16 protein-coding genes are annotated in these 16,459 nt (G+C 68.9%); 8 read left to right on the top strand and 8 right to left on the bottom strand.

The features are described 5' to 3' along the window. Positions 1-30: 30 nt before the first annotated feature. Together ispD and LQ566_RS13085 are read right to left on the bottom strand one after the other, a co-directional pair. Complete coding sequence (gene ispD / locus LQ566_RS13090; RefSeq protein ID WP_231092165.1) at positions 31-1,254, bottom strand: 2-C-methyl-D-erythritol 4-phosphate cytidylyltransferase; 1,224 nt, start codon at positions 1,252-1,254, stop codon at positions 31-33. A gap of 218 nt (positions 1,255-1,472) precedes the next feature. Next, a complete protein-coding gene (locus LQ566_RS13085) occupies positions 1,473-1,955 on the bottom strand; it encodes a CarD family transcriptional regulator (protein WP_231092164.1) in 483 nt (160 codons plus the stop codon). A 138-nt stretch (positions 1,956-2,093) separates the two neighbouring features. Between LQ566_RS13085 and LQ566_RS13080 the strand changes: the two genes are divergently transcribed. Then, a complete protein-coding gene (locus LQ566_RS13080; RefSeq protein WP_231092163.1) occupies positions 2,094-2,573 on the top strand; it encodes a copper chaperone PCu(A)C in 480 nt (159 codons plus the stop codon). A gap of 57 nt (positions 2,574-2,630) precedes the next feature. Here the strand turns inward: LQ566_RS13080 and LQ566_RS13075 are convergent, their stop codons facing one another. Both LQ566_RS13075 and LQ566_RS13070 read right to left on the bottom strand, forming a co-directional pair. Further along, a complete protein-coding gene (locus tag LQ566_RS13075) occupies positions 2,631-3,314 on the bottom strand; it encodes a winged helix-turn-helix domain-containing protein (RefSeq protein WP_231092162.1) in 684 nt (227 codons plus the stop codon). After that, on the bottom strand, positions 3,311-4,768 hold the full coding sequence (locus LQ566_RS13070; protein ID WP_231092161.1) for a sensor histidine kinase: 1,458 nt from the start codon (positions 4,766-4,768) through the stop codon (positions 3,311-3,313). Before LQ566_RS13070 ends, LQ566_RS13075 begins: the two co-directional genes overlap by 4 nt. A 195-nt stretch (positions 4,769-4,963) precedes the next feature. Here LQ566_RS13070 and phoU point away from each other — a divergent pair, with 195 nt between their 5' ends. Next, on the top strand, positions 4,964-5,635 hold the full coding sequence (gene phoU / locus LQ566_RS13065; RefSeq protein WP_231092160.1) for a phosphate signaling complex protein PhoU: 672 nt from the start codon (positions 4,964-4,966) through the stop codon (positions 5,633-5,635). A 279-nt stretch (positions 5,636-5,914) separates the two neighbouring features. Here phoU and LQ566_RS13060 read toward each other — a convergent pair whose 3' ends face one another. After that, a complete protein-coding gene (locus tag LQ566_RS13060) occupies positions 5,915-6,664 on the bottom strand; it encodes a phosphoglyceromutase (RefSeq protein WP_231092159.1) in 750 nt (249 codons plus the stop codon). 76 nt (positions 6,665-6,740) lie between these two features. On the opposite strand from LQ566_RS13060, the gene LQ566_RS13055 reads away from it, so the two are divergent. Together LQ566_RS13055 and LQ566_RS13050 are read left to right on the top strand one after the other, a co-directional pair. Beyond that, positions 6,741-7,571 (top strand): class I SAM-dependent methyltransferase, encoded by an 831-nt coding sequence (locus LQ566_RS13055; RefSeq protein WP_231092158.1) that lies wholly within the window; start codon positions 6,741-6,743, stop codon positions 7,569-7,571. A gap of 9 nt (positions 7,572-7,580) precedes the next feature. Further along, positions 7,581-8,984: a phytoene desaturase family protein gene (locus LQ566_RS13050; RefSeq protein ID WP_231092157.1), complete on the top strand. Its 1,404-nt coding sequence runs from the start codon at positions 7,581-7,583 to the stop codon at positions 8,982-8,984. Positions 8,985-9,064: 80 nt separating this feature from the next. Here the strand turns inward: LQ566_RS13050 and ygfZ are convergent, their stop codons facing one another. The 3 genes from ygfZ to LQ566_RS13035 all read right to left on the bottom strand — a co-directional run bounded on the left by ygfZ (position 9,065) and on the right by LQ566_RS13035 (position 11,229). Further along, on the bottom strand, positions 9,065-10,165 hold the full coding sequence (ygfZ, locus tag LQ566_RS13045) for a CAF17-like 4Fe-4S cluster assembly/insertion protein YgfZ (RefSeq protein WP_231092156.1): 1,101 nt from the start codon (positions 10,163-10,165) through the stop codon (positions 9,065-9,067). Position 10,166: 1 nt separating this feature from the next. Further along, positions 10,167-10,775, bottom strand: a complete 609-nt coding sequence (locus tag LQ566_RS13040) for a nitrobindin family protein (protein ID WP_231092155.1) — start codon at positions 10,773-10,775, stop codon at positions 10,167-10,169. Positions 10,776-10,938: 163 nt separating this feature from the next. After that, positions 10,939-11,229: a hypothetical protein gene (locus LQ566_RS13035; protein WP_231092154.1), complete on the bottom strand. Its 291-nt coding sequence runs from the start codon at positions 11,227-11,229 to the stop codon at positions 10,939-10,941. An 82-nt stretch (positions 11,230-11,311) separates the two neighbouring features. On the opposite strand from LQ566_RS13035, the gene LQ566_RS13030 reads away from it, so the two are divergent. From LQ566_RS13030 to pstS, 4 genes are all read left to right on the top strand, one after another. Further along, entirely contained in the window at positions 11,312-11,995 is a 684-nt protein-coding gene (locus LQ566_RS13030) for a response regulator transcription factor (RefSeq protein WP_231092153.1), read from the top strand. 42 nt (positions 11,996-12,037) lie between these two features. Further along, positions 12,038-14,200, top strand: coding sequence for an RNA degradosome polyphosphate kinase (locus LQ566_RS13025; RefSeq protein WP_231092152.1), 2,163 nt, complete (start codon positions 12,038-12,040; stop codon positions 14,198-14,200). Then, the gene (locus tag LQ566_RS13020) at positions 14,197-15,135 is read left to right on the top strand and encodes an NUDIX hydrolase (protein WP_231092151.1); all 939 of its coding nucleotides are present in this window, start codon (positions 14,197-14,199) and stop codon (positions 15,133-15,135) included. Before LQ566_RS13025 ends, LQ566_RS13020 begins: the two co-directional genes overlap by 4 nt. Positions 15,136-15,278: 143 nt before the next feature. Beyond that, positions 15,279-16,412, top strand: a complete 1,134-nt coding sequence (gene pstS / locus LQ566_RS13015; protein ID WP_231092150.1) for a phosphate ABC transporter substrate-binding protein PstS — start codon at positions 15,279-15,281, stop codon at positions 16,410-16,412. The last annotated feature ends 47 nt before the right edge of the window (positions 16,413-16,459 follow it).

Raw genomic sequence — 16,459 nt, 5'->3', positions numbered from 1 at the left:
CGCGGCCCGCGAACCCGCTGGGCTGTGTCGTCAGACGGCGACCAGCATCGCGACCGCGAACGCCTGCACGCCCTCCGCCGCACCGACGAAGCCCAGCCCGTCCGTGGTGGTCGCCGAGACGGACACCGGAGCACCGAGCACCTCCGACAGCACCAGTTCGGCCTCGGCGCGACGCGGAGCGAACTTCGGACGCGCTGCCTGCACCTGCACAGCCACGTTGCCGATGCGGAACCCGGCGCGCTCGACGATCCGACGCGTCTCCGCGAGGAACGCCGCGCCGTGTGCGCCCGCGAACTCCGGCCGTGCGGTGCCGAAGTGCGCCCCGATGTCGCCGAGTCCCGCCGCCGACAGCAGCGCGTCCACGATCGCGTGCGCCACGGCATCGCCGTCCGAGTGCCCTTCCAGCGCGGTCTCACCGGGCCATTCCAGCCCCGCCAGCCAGAGGATTCCGTGATCCGTGAAAGCGTGCACGTCGGTCCCGATCCCTACGCGCGGGATGGCCCTCAGGTCCGACTCCGGGCCCCCGAGCGTCTCGGAAACCGCAGGCGCCCCCGGCGCATCAGAGGTGACGAGGTGCCGCGCACGTTGGAGATCGGCGGGGGTAGTGATCTTGAACGAGAGCTCATGCCCCGGGACGGTTCCGACCGTGTGCCCCTGGCTCTGCAGCAGAGCCGCGTCGTCGGTGAAGTCCTCGTCCGCCGCCGCATACACTGCTGCGAGCACATCGCGACGGAAGCCCTGCGGTGTCTGTGCGGCGGCGAGTTCGGCACGATCGACGGCGGCCGTGATGCGCGAGCCGTCCACGCGTTTGAGGGTGTCGACCACCGGAATGACGGGAATGATGCCCCATCCTGTCTCATCGACCGCGGCGATCACACGCTCGAACACCTCGGGCGGTGTCAGGGCTCGCGCTGCATCGTGCACCAGAACCACGTCGATGTCGCCCCACAGCGCGGCGAGTCCCGCTGCCACCGACGCCTGCCTCGTCTCGCCGCCGACGACGACGGATGCCAGATTCCGGCGGCCGCCCGCGCGGACATCCAGTTCTGCGATGGCCTCCCCCACCCGATCGGCCGGTGCCACCACGACGATCTGCATCGGAGTCGGCACGGCCAGCACGCCGTCAAGGGCGTGTGCCAGGATCGTGCGGTCATCCAGGCCGACGAACGCCTTCGGCTCCCCCGCCCCGAGCCGTGTCCCCGCGCCGGCGGCAACGACGACCACAGCGACACGGGGCACAGGGATGTAGTCCATACCCCCATTTAAGTCGCAAGGTTCCGGTGCGCGCGCCCGCCACGGCTGTTCCGAATTCATGATCCGGTGCTGAATCCATGACGGCTCCGGTGATTGCGTCATGGATTCAGCGCCGCATCATGCGTTCACGACGCCGCGGCCGCACCCGTCATCCTCGGGCCGCGCACCGGCTCCCGGAAACGACGAACGCCGCCCCGTGGGGCGGCGTTCGGAAGATCTCAGGAGGCGAGGACCTCGTCGAGGAGGGTGGATGCCTTCTCCTCGTCGGTCTTCTCCGCAAGAGCCAGCTCGGAGATGAGGATCTGGCGCGCCTTGGCGAGCATCCGCTTCTCTCCGGCGGACAGCCCGCGGTCCTGGTCGCGGCGCCAGAGGTCGCGCACGACTTCACTGACCTTGATCACGTCACCGGACGCGAGCTTCTCCAGGTTCGCCTTGTAACGGCGCGACCAGTTGGTGGGCTCCTCCGTGAACGGAGCACGCAGCACCTCGAACACGCGCTCGAGGCCCTCCTTGCCGATCACGTCACGTACACCCACGAGGTCGACATTGTCTGCCGGCACCTCGATCATGAGGTCCCCCTGGGTGACACGGAGCTTCAGATACGTTTTCTCGACGCCCTTGATCACGCGGGTCTTCACCTCGGTGATCGTCGCAGCACCGTGGTGCGGATAGACGACCGTCTCGCCAACCTCAAAAAGCATGCAGCTGTGTCCTTTCGGCAACCTCCAGAATACCACAGCGAAAATGCGCTAAGGTTTGCGCCCTCGGTGAGCGTGAACGGCGAGAGGCGGCGGTACCCCTAGACTGGAGGGACACCGTCAGCATCCTGAGGAGGATCAGTGAACACGCGCGCTCTCGCGTCCATCGCCCTCGGTGCCGCCATCATCCTGGGCACCACCGGCTGCAGCATGATCTCGCCGCAGGCCACCACGATCCCCTACTCCGCCGCGGAGGGCGTCAACGTCCCGAACGCGTCCGGCCCGGTGCTGGTGCGCAACGCCTTCTTCATCACCGGTGAGGATGCGGTCAACCTCGTCGCCGTGTTCGTCAACGACACCGCGGAGGACCAGACCGCCACGGTCGCCGTCGACGGCGTGGCCGCTCCGCTCAAGGTGTCGGTGCCCGCCGGCGAGCGCGTCAGCTACGGCATCGACGGCGAGCACCTCGAGGTCCCCGGCCTCAACACGGTCGCGGGCGACACCGTCAAGGTCACGTTCACCTCGGGTGACGGCACCTCGGAGGCCGTGGAGGTCCCCGTGCTCGACGGCACCCTCGAGTACCTCGAAGAGGCTGTGCCGACGCCGTCGGCCACCAGCTGACCTCGCAGATGAGAGCGGGCCGCCTCCCGACGGATGCGGCCCGCTCTCATCTGCGGTTCAGGCCTCGAATCGGTATCCGAGACCGCGGACCGTTACGAGCATCACCGGCTGTCCGGGATTCTCCTCGATACGCGAGCGGATGCGCTTGATGTGCACGTCGAGCGTCTTCGTGTCGCCGAAGTAGTCGCTGCCCCAGACCCGGTCGATGAGCTGTCCCCGGGTGAGCACGCGACCCGCGTTGCGCATCAGCACCTCGAGCAGCTCGAACTCCTTCAGCGGCATATTGATCTCGCTTCCCGCCACCGACACGGTGTGACGGTCCAGATCCACGCTCACCCGTCCGCCCTGCAGCACCCGCTCGTCCAGGTCGGCCTCCGCCGCCGCCGTGCGCCGCAGCACGGCCCGCATGCGCGCCAGCAGCTCGCGAGCGGAGTACGGCTTGGTGACGTAGTCGTCGGCACCGATCTCCAGGCCCACCACGATGTCCACCTCGGTGTCCTTCGCGGTCACCATGATGATCGGCACAGCCGACGTCGTGCGCACCTGGCGGGCCACCTCGGTCCCGGGCATCCCCGGCAGCATCAGATCGAGCAGCAGGATGTCGGCGCCGCGCTCGCGGAATGCGGCGAGGGCCGCCGGCCCGTCCTCGGCGATCTCGACCTCGTATCCCTCACGGCGAAGCAGATACGCCAGCGGATCGGCGAGGTCGGGCTCGTCCTCGATGAGCAGCACTCGGGTCATGACGGGTTCTCTCCGTTCTGCGTCTCGGTCTGAGCCGGGACGGGGACAGGTGTCGATGCGTGCGCGTCCACGCGCACGACGGCGTCGCGGGCCGCGCGGGCGGCGTCGGCGACGGGTTCGCGGCGCTCCGCGACGATCGGGACGGGCGCCGGGATGGGCTTCTCCACGGCGGGTGCCAGCGGCGCGGTCTCGGTCGCGAGCTCTTCGCTGCGCTTCCGGTCCTCACGCTTCTGCTTCTTGCGCAGCTTGTCGGCCTTGCGGGCATCCTCGCTCTTGCGCGCCTTCTCGGGCTTGCGCGGCTTGTCGGTCTTGCGAGCCTTGTCGTGCGCCGGCGCTTCCGATGCAGGCAGCACGATCGTGAATGTCGCGCCCTTGCCCGGACGGGACCACAGCCGGACGTCACCGCCGTGCCGCTGGACGGCGTGCTTGACGATCGAGAGCCCGAGTCCGGTGCCGCCGGTGCTGCGCGAGCGCGCCTGATCTGCGCGGTAGAAGCGCTCGAAGATGCGCTGCTGGTCGTCCTCCGCGATACCGATCCCCTGATCGGCCACGGCGATCTCGATGACATCATCCACGCGCTTCACGCCGATGCCCACGCGCGATCCCGATGCCGAGTACTTCACCGCGTTGGACACGAGGTTTCCCAGCGCGTCGCTGAGGATCTGGGCATCACCGCGCACGAACAGTCCGCGCTCGCCGCCGCGCAGCAGCTCGACGTTCGCTCCCTGGGCGGCCACACTGTTGGCATCGACGGCCGCGGCGACCACTTCGTCGACCGACACGTCGCGCACCTCGGACAGGCCATCCGTGGATTGCAGCTTCGACAGACTCATGATGCGACCGGTGAGCCCACCGAGCCGGCGCGCCTCCGCCTGCAGCCGCGCGGCGAACACGCGCACCTGATCGGGGTCGTCCGCGGCCATGTCGACGGCCTCGGAGAGCAGCGTGATCGCACCCACCGGCGTCTTCAGCTCGTGAGAGGTGTTCGAGACGAAGTCGTGGCGCATCTGCTCCAGGCGTTCGCTCTCGCTGATGTCGCGGACGGTCAGCATGGTGAGCCGCGCGCTGAGCACGGTGGCCCGGGCACTGACCAGCCGGAGTTCGGGAGAGAGTTCACCGAGCCGGATACGCAGCGTCTCGGTCTCGGTGCCGCCCGCGGATCGCGCGCGACGAACGAGGGCACGCAGGTCGGTGTTCTCCAGCGGGCGCCCGGTCTCGAACCCCAGCCAGCCCGCAGCGGTGGAGGTTGCCAGCAGCTGGAAGGAGGTGTCCAGCACCGCCGCAGCATCGTCCATCCCGGCCAGGACCGCCGTGATTCCCTCCGGAACATCGCCCGCGACTTCTCGGAGATGGCGGTCACGGGCGCGCAGTGCCACCACCAGAGCCACAGTGACGGCAGCGCCGATGACCAGGCCCAGAACGAGGGCGAAGATCGCCAGCTGCGTGGAGGACATGAGTACAGCGTATTCTGGCCGCGAAGGCCGACGAGCCCGGATTCCGCGCTATGACTGGCATCGCCGCCGGATATTCACGCGGGCGGCACCAATCGTTAACCTTCGCTCGTTTTGATTGCGCCGAAGCCCGACAGCCAGGACATCCCGGCGCGAGCGCGGGCGGCGCAGACCTGCACCAGTGAAAGGCACACAGCCATGCGGGAAGTTTTCCACCAGTCCCTCGACGACGTCCAGGGACGCCTGGTCGAGATCGCCGAGCTCGTCACCATCGCGATCACGAAGGCGACCACCGCCTTCGCCACCAGCGATGTCACGCTGGCGGAGGAGGTCATCGAGGACGACCGCCTCATCGACGCCCGCGCCGTGGTGCTCGACGAGCTCGCCATCGAGATCCTCGCTCGCCAGCAGCCGGTCGCGCGCGACCTCCGCATGGTGGTCTCTGCGCTCCGCATGAGCGCATCACTGGAGCGCATGGGTGACATGGCCGAGCACATCGCTCAGCTGGCCCGCTACCGTTTCCCGGAGCGCGCCATCCCGAAGGGTCTGAAGAGCACCTTCACCTCCATGGGCGAGCTCGACGTGCAGATCGCCACCCAGCTGGCCGACCTGCTGCGCACCCAGGACCTCACCATCGCGGACGAGATCCGCAACCTCGACGACGACATCGACGAGCTGCACGCACGCGTCTTCGAGAAGGTCCTCAGCGACACCTGGAAGGGCGAGGCCGGCGCCACGGTCGATGCCACCCTGGCCAGCCGCTACCACGAGCGCTTCGCAGACCACGCCGTGTCGGTCGCGAAGAAGGCCGTCTACCTCGCCACGGGCGACTGGACGGCGGAGGGCGAGACGAGCGAGAACGCCGTCTGACGCCCGATGAAGCGGCGCGGGCCACGTCAGGGGTGGCGGACCGCGCCGCTTCGTCGTCTCCGGGCGCGCGCCGGTCTCAGGATCTGTTGTGATTCCGATGCAGCCGAGCATCTTCTGAGACCGACCGCGGCATTGGTCTCAAGATCTGCTCTGCCGGCGCAGACCGACGGCAGGTTCTGAGACCATGGCGGCCGGATCCGGGGCGTCATCGGCCCGTCGGCCCCGGGAACGCGAACGTCCCCGCACCGAGCCGGTGCGGGGACGTCGTGCGTGTCGGACTTACTTGTTGCCCTGGTTCGCCACCGCAGCGGCGCCCGCTGCCGCGGCCTCGGGGTCGAGGTACTCAGCCGGGGCGATGGGCTTGAGGTCCGCGTCCAGCTTGTAGACCAGCGGGATGCCGGTGGGGATGTTGAGCTCCGCGATGTCGTCGTCGCTGATGCCGTCGAGGTGCTTCACGAGGCCCCGCAGCGAGTTGCCGTGTGCCGTCACCAGGACGGTCTTGCCGGCACGCAGGTCCGGGACGATCTCGGCGTCCCAGTACGGGAGCAGACGGTCGATCACGAGACTCAGCGACTCGGTGCGCGGGATCTCCCCGTCGATGCCGGCGTAGCGGGGGTCGTTCACCTGGCTGAACTCGCTGTCGTCCGCGAGCGCGGGCGGCGGCACGTCGAACGAGCGACGCCACAGCTGGAACTGCTCCGGGCCGAACTCGGCGAGCGTCTCCGCCTTGTCCTTGCCCTGCAGCGCTCCGTAGTGGCGCTCGTTGAGGCGCCACGAGCGCTTGACCGGGATCCACAGACGATCCGCGTTGTCGAGCGCGATGTTGGCGGTCTGGATCGCACGGCTGAGCAGCGAGGTGTGCAGCACATCGGGGAGGATGCCGGCCTCGGCCAGCAGCTGTCCGCCGCGGGCCGCCTCGGCCTTGCCCTGGTCGGTGAGACGGACGTCCACCCAACCGGTGAACAGGTTCAGCTCGTTCCACTGGCTCTGGCCGTGGCGGAGAAGGATGAGGGTGTACGGCTCGGTCATGTCCCCAGCCTACCGGCGGCTTCGGGGCGATATCGCTGCACGACGTTCGATGACGCAGACACGAGAGAATGGACTCATGCCGCGCCCCGTCTCCCCCGCAGGTCACGCCACGCGCGGCACCACGAACACCAACCGGCTGCGACGTGTGGACCGCTGGATCGCCGCGCTGCCCGAGCTTCGCCGCGCCGATTCCCCTCTGGTTGTGGACCTCGGATACGGGGCCAGCGGCGTCACTGCTTTCGAGCTGTACGATCGCCTCCGCCGCACGCATCCAGACGTCGAGGTCCTCGGTCTCGAGATCGACGCGGAGCGCGTGACGCGCGCGACCGCACAGCTCGCCGAGATCCGGGCGGGACAGACGCGCTTCCCCGTCGATAGCCGGATCTCGTTCGCACGCGGTGGCTTCGAAGTACCGTCCCCGCATCCGGCCACCGTGATCCGGGCGTTCAACGTGCTCCGGCAGTACGACGAGGCCGACGTCGCCGAGGCCTGGCGCATGATGTGCTCACGCCTCGCTCCGGACGGGATCGTGGTGGAGGGCACGTGCGATGAGATCGGCCGGGTGTCGAGCTGGATCGATCTGGACAGCGGAGCCAAGCCGCGCAGCCTCACGATCTCTCTCCGGCTGGCCGAGCTGGAGAGGCCGGGCATCGTGGCAGAACGGCTGCCGAAGGCGCTGATCCACCGCAACGTCCCCGGCGAGCGCGTGCACCGCCTGATGACCGACCTCGACGCATCGTGGGAGCGAAACGCCGGTCTCGGCACGTTCGGTACCATCCAGCGCTGGCTCGCGGTGGTCTCCGATCTCCGCGCCACGGGATGGCCTGTGCGCACCCCGAAGGCCCGCGCGAAGCTCGGTGAGCTCACCGTGGACTGGGCAAGCGTCGCCCCGCTGGGCGCCGACTAGGCTGGGCGGGTGACGACGGCGACGGTGGTGGGTTCCGGCCCGAACGGACTCGCCGCGGCGATCCGGCTCGCACAGGCCGGCATTCGCGTCACGGTGATCGAGGCGGCCCCGGTGCCGGGTGGCGGCGCTCGCACGAGTGAGCTCACCCTTCCCGGAGTGCTGCACGATGACTGTTCCACTGCGATGCCGGGAGCGGTGGCGTCGCCGTTCTTCCGCTCGCTGCACCTGGAGCGTCATGGCTTGCGGTGGCTGCATCATGATGTGGTCGTTGCCCATCCGACGGACGATGCCACCGGAGTGGTCTACCGCGACCTCGCCAGAACGGCCATGAGCATGGGCGCAGACGGCGCGCTGTGGCGCCGTCTGTTCGCTCCGCTCACCCGCAATGCGGACGCCGTCTTCGACACCGCGTTCGCCCCCGTCGTCTCCTTCCCCCGCCACCCCCGTGCGTTGCTCCAGCTGGGACTGCGCGCGGCCCCGCCGGCATCGTGGTGGGCGCGGGCGTTTCGGCGTCCTGAGAACGCCGCTGCGTTCGCAGGCATCGCCGCGCACATGATCGGTAGTCTGACGGCGCCGTTGTCCTCCTCGGTCGGCGCCATGCTCACCACCGCGCTGCACGCTCATGGCTGGCCGTTCCCACGCGGCGGAGCGGGAGCCCTGACCTCCGCGCTGCTCGCCGAATTCGCTGAGCTCGGCGGGCGCATCGAGCTCGGTCGCCGGGTGACGCGCGTGGATGAACTCGACACGGATGTCGTCGTGCTCACTGTCCCGCCGCGCACCGCGCTCACGATGATGGACGTCCCGGCCGGGGTTCGGCACGCGTGGCGCCGCTTCCGCCCGGGTCCCGGCGCGTTCAAGCTCGACCTGGCCATCGAGGGCGATGTGCCCTGGCGTGATGACGCCCTGCGCCGCGCCGGGGTGGTGCATCTCGGCGGAACGTTCGCGCAGGTCGCGCGGGCAGAGGCCGATGTCGTGCGGGGACGTATGCCGGGGCATCCGTTCGTGCTCGTCACCCAGCCGCACCTCGTCGATCCGTCCCGCTCGCACAATGGCATCAACCCGCTCTGGCTCTACGCGCACGTCCCGAACGGATGGCCCCGCGACGAGACCGAGCGATTGCTGGCTGAGCTGGAGCGCTACGCCCCCGGCGCGCGCGAACGGATCCTCGCGGTGCACACCCGCGGTCCCGGGGCCCTGGAAGCGCACAACACCGCGTACCTCGGCGGCGACATCGGCGGCGGTGCCACCACCCTCCGACAGCTCATCGCCCGTCCACGAATGGGCCCCCGGGGTTTCGCGACCGGTGTTCGCGGTGTGTATCTCGGCGGTGCGTCGACGGCCCCCGCCGGCGGAGTACACGGCATGTGCGGTGTCAACGCCGCCGAGCTCGCGCTGCGCGACCTCACCCGCTGACTCCGTTCATAGCGCGCGAATTGCGCGAATCCGGCCCGAATAGCAGCGATTCGCGCGCAATGAAACCGGAAGGGCTCTGGTCAGTCCTGCTTCAGCGGACGACGAGACAGCCGCGTGAGACGAGGGACGTCGGCCACCGAGCCGGCATCGGCGGGCACCACGACCTCCTGTGCTCCCGTGATGTCCGTCTCGCCGGAGCGGACGTGCAGCACCGCATCGGCGGGCACGCGGCGGGCGACGACCGCCAGCGCGATCGGTCCGAGCTCATGATGCATGGCGCTGGAGGTGATGCGGCCCACCTCATCGCCCTCGGCGTCCGAGCGCACCTCGTCGCCCGGAGACGGGAGCACGCTGTCGCTGCCGTCGAGATGGAGCATCACCAGGCGGCGCGGCGGGTGACCGAGGTTGTGGACCTTCGCCACGGTCTCCTGGCCGCGATAGCACCCCTTGTTCAGGTGCACCGCGGATCGAATCCAGTCGACCTCATGCGGAATGAGACGTTCGTCGCGCTCCCGCGCCCAGCGCGGACGCCACGCGGCGATGCGCAGCGCATCCGCCGCCAGCACCCCCGCAGGACGGAAACCTCCCAGGTGCGTCGCGAGCTCATCCGACTGCGCAGCCGTGACGATCGCCTCGCGCCAGTCGCGCTCCGCCCCCGGGTGCTCCGTGATCTGCGCGTACTGCCAGCCGCCCGCAGCCACAGCGCGCCACGGATCTTGCCATACGACGGCGCCGGGGGCGATCGAGGAGAGGTGCTCGCCCGCCGCGTCGCCCATGAATCCGATCACACGCAGCTCGTCCTGCACGGCGATGTCGACCTGGGCGCGGAAGCGCATGCGCAGCAGCCATCCAGACAGCGGACCGGCGTCGTCACGGTCGACGAGAAGCCAGGCCGTCTCACCGTCGTCGACGATGCCGGCGGCGTGCTCGACCCGCCCCTGCGGATCCAGGACGAGCAACTCGGAGGAGACCCCGGCGGGAAGATGCGCGACGGACTGCGAGGTGATGGAGTCCAGCCATGTGAGACGGTCGGGGCCCGTCAGAGACACGACGGCACGATCGCCGAGCGGCGCGATGGCCCGCCCCTGCTCCAGAGCGCGCTGTTCACGCAGCGGTTCACCGAAGTGGGTGACCGCGTCGCCGTCGACGACGGCACCGGGCAGGGCGCCGAATCCCGCCATGTCAGGACACCTTGGCCAGGCGAGCGGACGCGTGCGAGGCCGGCGGTGCCCCGAGCGCCGCGATGTCCCAGGCCCACAGCAGGTGCCCCTGGACGAGGCCGTACATACGCTCGGCGGAGGCGTAGTCCTTCGCCGTCGAGGGCCGCAGCACCGCGTCGGTGGCGAGGTCGATGCGGGGGCCCTTCACCTGTCCGAGGTACAGCTCCGTCACGCCGTCCGCATGGACGATGGACACTTCGAGGTCGAACGCCTCATCGGTGTTGCGCAGCGCCTCGACGTCTTCGACCGTGCGCGACACGAGCGCCTCCGAGCCCGGAAGCAGACCCGGTCCGACATCCGACGCGGTGCGCGGTCGGGCGATGCGCCAGAATCCGACCTCCGAGTTCAGGCGGACCTGCTCGCCGTCCTCGTCGATCGGGAGGAGTACGGCGGTAGCGGAGTAGTTCAACGCGTCGCCACCGTCGTGACTGAAGCTCACGCGGTGCGTGAACTCGCCCGTGAAGTGATGATCACCGGCGGTGTAGTCGATGACGCCGGTGCCTTCCCAGACCCCCAGGAGCCAGGACAGCGGCACCAGGTCTGCGGGCAGATCGCTGGGCAGCTCGATCATGGCTTGTGCCCGGTCAGCGCTGGCCGCGGAAGAGGTTGTAGACCACGACGCCCGCGACGAACGCGATGGCGAGCGACGCGAGGCCCAGCAGGCCGACGAAGAGCATCTCGAGTGCGAAGAGGTCCATGGCATCCACTCTAGCCCGCTCGCCGCTGATCGCGGGTCAGAGACCGCTCAGCGCGGCGAGTCCGAAGCCCGCAGAGACCAGCCCCATCACAACCAGCGCGCCCAGCATGCTCGCACCCATGCGGCCGATGAATCCCTGCGCCGGTGCGGAGAAGATCTGCACGGCGAACGCGGCGATGAGGGTGATCCCCAGCCCGACGCACAGCCAGCCGACGCGCTGGTCCAGCGGTGCCACGATGCCGACCGCGACCGAGATGAGCGCGCTGAGGATCCAGACCGCCGCGATGCCGATGATGGGCGAGCGCGGAGCGAGCTGCGGCTGTGACATAACGTCATTCTCCCAGACGCGGCGCGGGAACGCTCCCGAGTGCGGCATATCATGGGGACTTAGCCGCAGGAGAGGAGTCGGCGTGGCGCAACTGCTCGTGCTCAGTTCGACACCGGATCCCGCTCTGCCCGCCCTCGAGCTGCTCAGCCACACGGTGCGCACGATTCCGGCGGCCCCCGCACAGCTGGTCGCGGCGCCCGACGCCGATCTGATCCTCGTGGACGCCCGCGCGGATCTCGTCGCGGCGAAGTCGCTGTGTCGTCTGCTTCGCACCACGGGACTCAGCTCCCCGCTGCTGGTGGTGGTCACCGAGGGCGGCCTCACCGCCCTCTCCCCCGACTGGGGCGTGGATGATCTGCTGCTGAGCTCCGCCGGCCCCGCCGAGATCGACGCCCGGCTGCGACTCGCGCTCGGCCGAGCGGCCGCGCTGGATGAGCGTCCCACCCGCGTGCAGACCTCCGGCATCACCATCGACGAGGCCTCGTACTCCGCCAAGATCAACGGCCGTCCGCTGGATCTCACCTACAAGGAGTTCCAGCTCCTGCACTTCCTCGCCACCCACCCCTCACGCGTGTTCACGCGCGAGCAGCTGCTGAGCGAAGTGTGGGGCTATGACTACTACGGCGGCACCCGAACCGTCGATGTGCACGTCCGGCGCCTGCGCGCAAAGCTCGGCGACATGGAGCAGCTCATCGGCACCGTCCGAAACGTGGGCTATCGTTTCGACGCCGCCGAGGACGAGCAGCCCACAGAACGCGTCCGCTGACCGCTTAACCTGTTCGTCACCCGTCACTGTAAGGATGAGCACATGATCGACACGACGATTCCTGACGCCGGACTGGGCGAGGACGACGACGACTTCGATGTGCTCGCCGTGGAATCGGACGACCAGTTCCCCGACGATCGCTACCTGGATCGCGAGCTGAGCTGGCTGAAGTTCAACCAGCGCGTGCTCGAACTGGGCGAGGACCCCACCACGCCGCTGCTCGAGCGAGCGAACTTCCTCGCGATCTTCGCCAGCAATCTCGACGAGTTCTTCATGGTGCGTGTCGCCGGGCTCAAGCGCCGCATCGTCACCGGGCTCGCCGTTCCGACGAACGTCGGACGAGCCCCCGCCGACGTGCTCGCGGACATCTCCGCGGAGGCGCACAGGCTGCAGCTGCGCCATGCCCAGGCGTGGACCGACTCGGTGCGCCCGGCTCTCACCGAAGCGGGCATCTCCGTCGTGTCGTGGGACGCGCTGGACGCGGCCGATCGCGAGCACCTCGCCGAGTACTTCCAGGCGCAGGTCTTCCCGGTGCTCATGCCGCTCGCCGTCGACCCCGCCCACCCCTTCCCGTACATCTCCGGCCTGTCGCTGAACCTCGCCATCCGCATCCGCAATGCGCGCACCGGCCGCACGGAGTTCGCGCGCCTCAAGGTGCCGCCGATGCTGCCACGCTTCATCGAGGTGCCGGGTTCGGGTGGCGTGCGCTACATCCTCATCGAGGACCTCATCGCCAACCACCTCGGCGACCTCTTCCCCGGTATGGAGGTCATCGACCACCACGCCTTCCGCCTCACCCGCAACGAGGACATGGTCATCGAGGAGGATGAGACCGAGAACCTCATCCAGGCCCTCGAGGCCGAGCTGATGCGTCGCCGGTTCGGACCGCCGATCCGGCTCGAGATCACCGACGACATGGACGAGGTGACGCTGGAGCTGCTGCTGAAGGAGCTGTCGATCACCGATCAGGAGGTCTACCGCCTCCCCGGCCCGCTCGACCTGCGCGCGCTGTTCTCCCTCACTCGCATCGACCGTCCCGAGCTGCGGTACGCGCCGCACGTCCCCGTGACGGCCGTGCCGTTCCGTCCGACCGGGAACGAGAGCCGTGCCGACATCTTCGGCGCGATCCGCAGTGGCGACGTCCTCGTGCACCACCCGTACGAGTCCTTCGCCACCAGCGTGCAGGCGTTCCTGGAGCAGGCGGCACGCGACCCGCACGTGCTCGCGATCAAGCAGACCCTGTACCGTACGTCCGGCGACAGCCCGATCGTGCAGGCACTGATCGACGCCGCCGAGGCCGGCAAGCAGGTCCTCGCCCTTGTCGAGGTCAAGGCTCGCTTCGACGAGGCCGCGAACATCGGCTGGGCGCGTCAGCTGGAGAAGGCCGGCGTGCACGTGGTCTACGGCCTCGTCGGCCTGAAGACCCACTGCAAGCTGGCGCTCGTGATCCGTGAGGAGGACGGCGTTCTCCGCCACTACTCGCACGTCGGAACGGGCAACTACAACCCGAAGACCTCGCGGCTGTACGAGGACTTCGGCCTGTTCACCATCGACGATCAGGTGGGCAAGGACCTCACCCGCCTGTTCAACGAGCTCAGCGGGTACGCGATCGAGAAGAAGTTCAAGCGCCTGCTGGTGGCACCTCGCCACCTCCGCAAGGGGCTCCTGCGGCTGATCGACAAGGAGCGGCGCAACGCCCTCGCCGGCAAGGACGCCTCGATCCGCATCAAGGTCAACTCGATGGTGGACGAACAGATCATCGACGCCCTGTACCGCGCCTCGAACGCGGGCGTGAAGGTGGAGGTGTGGGTACGCGGGATCTGCAGCCTGAAGCCCGGCGTCCCCGGCCTCAGCGAGAACATCACCGTGCGCTCGATCCTCGGCCGGTATCTGGAGCACTCGCGCATCTTCGCGTTCCACAACGACGGGGATCCGCAGTTCTACATCGGCTCCGCCGACATGATGCACCGCAACCTGGATCGGCGCGTGGAGGCGCTCATCCGCGTGGTCGCACCGGCGCACCTCACCGAGCTCGGCGATCTGTTCGCACTGGCGATGAACGAGGGCACGAGTTCCTGGCACCTCGGTCCCGAGGGAGAGTGGACCCGCCATTCGGTGGACGCGAAGGGCGCTCCCCTCGTGGACGCCCAGGATGCGACCATGGCCCAGATCGCGCGGCGCCGCCGCGCTCGCGCGGTGCGATGAGGGACACCGCGGTCTACGCGGCCGGTGCGGTCGTCTGGCGCATGGTGGAGGGGAAGCTGCGCATCCTCGTGATCCACCGCACCAAGTACGCCGACGTCACGCTGCCGAAGGGGAAGGTCGATCCCGGCGAGACGCTCGCCGAGACCGCCGTGCGCGAGGTGTTCGAGGAGACGGGCATACGCATCGTCCTCGGAGCACCCGTCGGCGTCTCCCGCTATCGCCTCCCCAGCCGCAAACAGAAGATCGTCCACTACTGGACGGCAGAGGCCACGGAGGCGGCGCTTCGGGCGTCGGCGTTCGTGCCCAACCGGGAGGTGGCCGGGATCGAGTGGGTCTCCCCGAAGAAGGCCCGCACCTACCTCAGCTACCCCGTCGACGTCGAGATCCTCGACAACTTCCTGCGGCTGGTCGATGACGGCGCGCTGGAGACCTTCCCGCTCATCGTGCTGCGTCACGCGCGCGCCGTCGCCCGTGCCGATTGGAAGGGCGAGGACACCGCGCGTCCGCTCACCGCACGCGGCACGAAGCAGGCGGCGCAGATCGCGGGCCCGTTGCGAGCCTTCGGGGTGAAGCGCATCGTCTCCTCCCCCGCCGTGCGCTGTGTCACCACCTCCGTGCCCCTGGCCGCCTCGCTCGGTCGTGAGATCATCCGGGCCGAAGGCATCAGTCAAGATGCGTTCGAGGCCGGTGAGGACGACATCCGCGGCATCGTCGGCAAGCGGGTGCGCTCACGCAAGCCCGCCGTCCTCTGTAGTCACCGCCCCGTGATCCCGAAGATCTTCCACGAGATCGCACTCGCCACCGGCACCGTGGAGGGCCGGTATCTCGTGGATGCCGCGGAACTGGAGCCCGCGGCTTTCAGCGTCGTTCACCTCTCGGCAACCAACCCCGGATCGGGCATCGTCTCCATCGAGACGTACGAGTCACGGGTGTGAGCAGCGCCCGCACGCACGCAGCGAACTGAGACCGGCCGTTCACCTTCCGTTCACGTAGCCAGCGACACCTGTTTAGAGTCCACACTTACGGTCGTCGTGTGCCTGCACCAGGGCAACAACCGACACAGTGAAGGATTCACCTCGTGAAGCTCACCCGCTTTGTTCAGATCGGCGCCATCGGCGCCGTCGCCGCTCTCGCGCTCGCCGGCTGCGCCGCGAACGAGGGCGGCTCGGGCACCACGGACCCGACCACCGGCTCTTCCTCGGCTTCGTCCGAGACCACCACGTCCGCTGCCCTGAAGGGCGACCTCGTCGGCGGTGGCGCCACCTCGCAGCAGGTCGCCATCCAGACGTGGACCAAGGACTTCCAGACTGCGAACCCGGACGCGACCATCAGCTACGACCCGCAGGGCTCGGGTGCTGGCCGTGAATCGTTCGGCACCGGTGCCTTCAACTTCGCGGGCTCCGACCGCGCTTTCAAGATCGACGAGATCTCGGGCGGTACCTTCGAGGCGTGCGCCGACGGCAGCGCGCTGGTGGAGATCCCGGCGTACATCTCGCCGATCGCCATCGTCTTCAACCTGGGCGCCGACATCAAGAGCCTGGACCTGGACCCCAGCACCCTCGCGGGCATCTTCGCGGGCACCATCACCAAGTGGAACGACCCGGCCATCGCCGCGACCAACCCCGGTGTGACGCTGCCCGACAGCACCATCAGCCCGGTGCACCGCTCCGACAAGTCGGGCACCACCGGCAACTTCACCGACTACCTCTCGGCCACCGGTGCCGACGCCTGGACCTACGGTTCGGTCGAGGAGTGGCCCTTCGAGGGCGGCGAGGCTCGCCAGGGCACCTCGGGAGTCATCGAGGCCATCAAGGGCGGCGAGGGCACGATCGGTTACGCCGATTCCTCCCAGGCCGGCGACCTGGCCTCCGTCAAGGTCAAGGTCGGCGACGCGTACGTCGGTCACTCGGCCGAGGGTGCGGCAGCCGCGGCTGACGCCTCGCCGTTCGAGGACGGCCGTGAGGCCACCGACCTGGCGATCAAGATCGACCGCACCACCACGGCGAAGGACGCCTACCCGGTCGTGCTGATCAGCTACCTGATCGGCTGCGGCGAGTACAAGGACGCCGAGATCGGCGCGCTGGCCAAGGGCTTCTTCTCCGCCGCGATCAGCGAGGCGGGCCAGCAGGCCGCTGCCACGTCGGCTGGCTCGGCGCCCATCTCGGACACGCTCCGCGAGAAGGCCCAGGCCGCTGTGGACGCCATCAAGTGATGATCTGAGGGGTGCGGGCCGCTCTGGCCCGCCCCCCCCCCCACAGC

It is taken from the genome of Microbacterium nymphoidis (assembly GCF_021044885.1).
Taxonomy (GTDB): domain Bacteria; phylum Actinomycetota; class Actinomycetes; order Actinomycetales; family Microbacteriaceae; genus Microbacterium; species Microbacterium nymphoidis.
The sequence above is the reverse complement of the archived record's forward strand: the minus strand, read 5'-3'. Positions and strand labels throughout refer to the sequence as shown.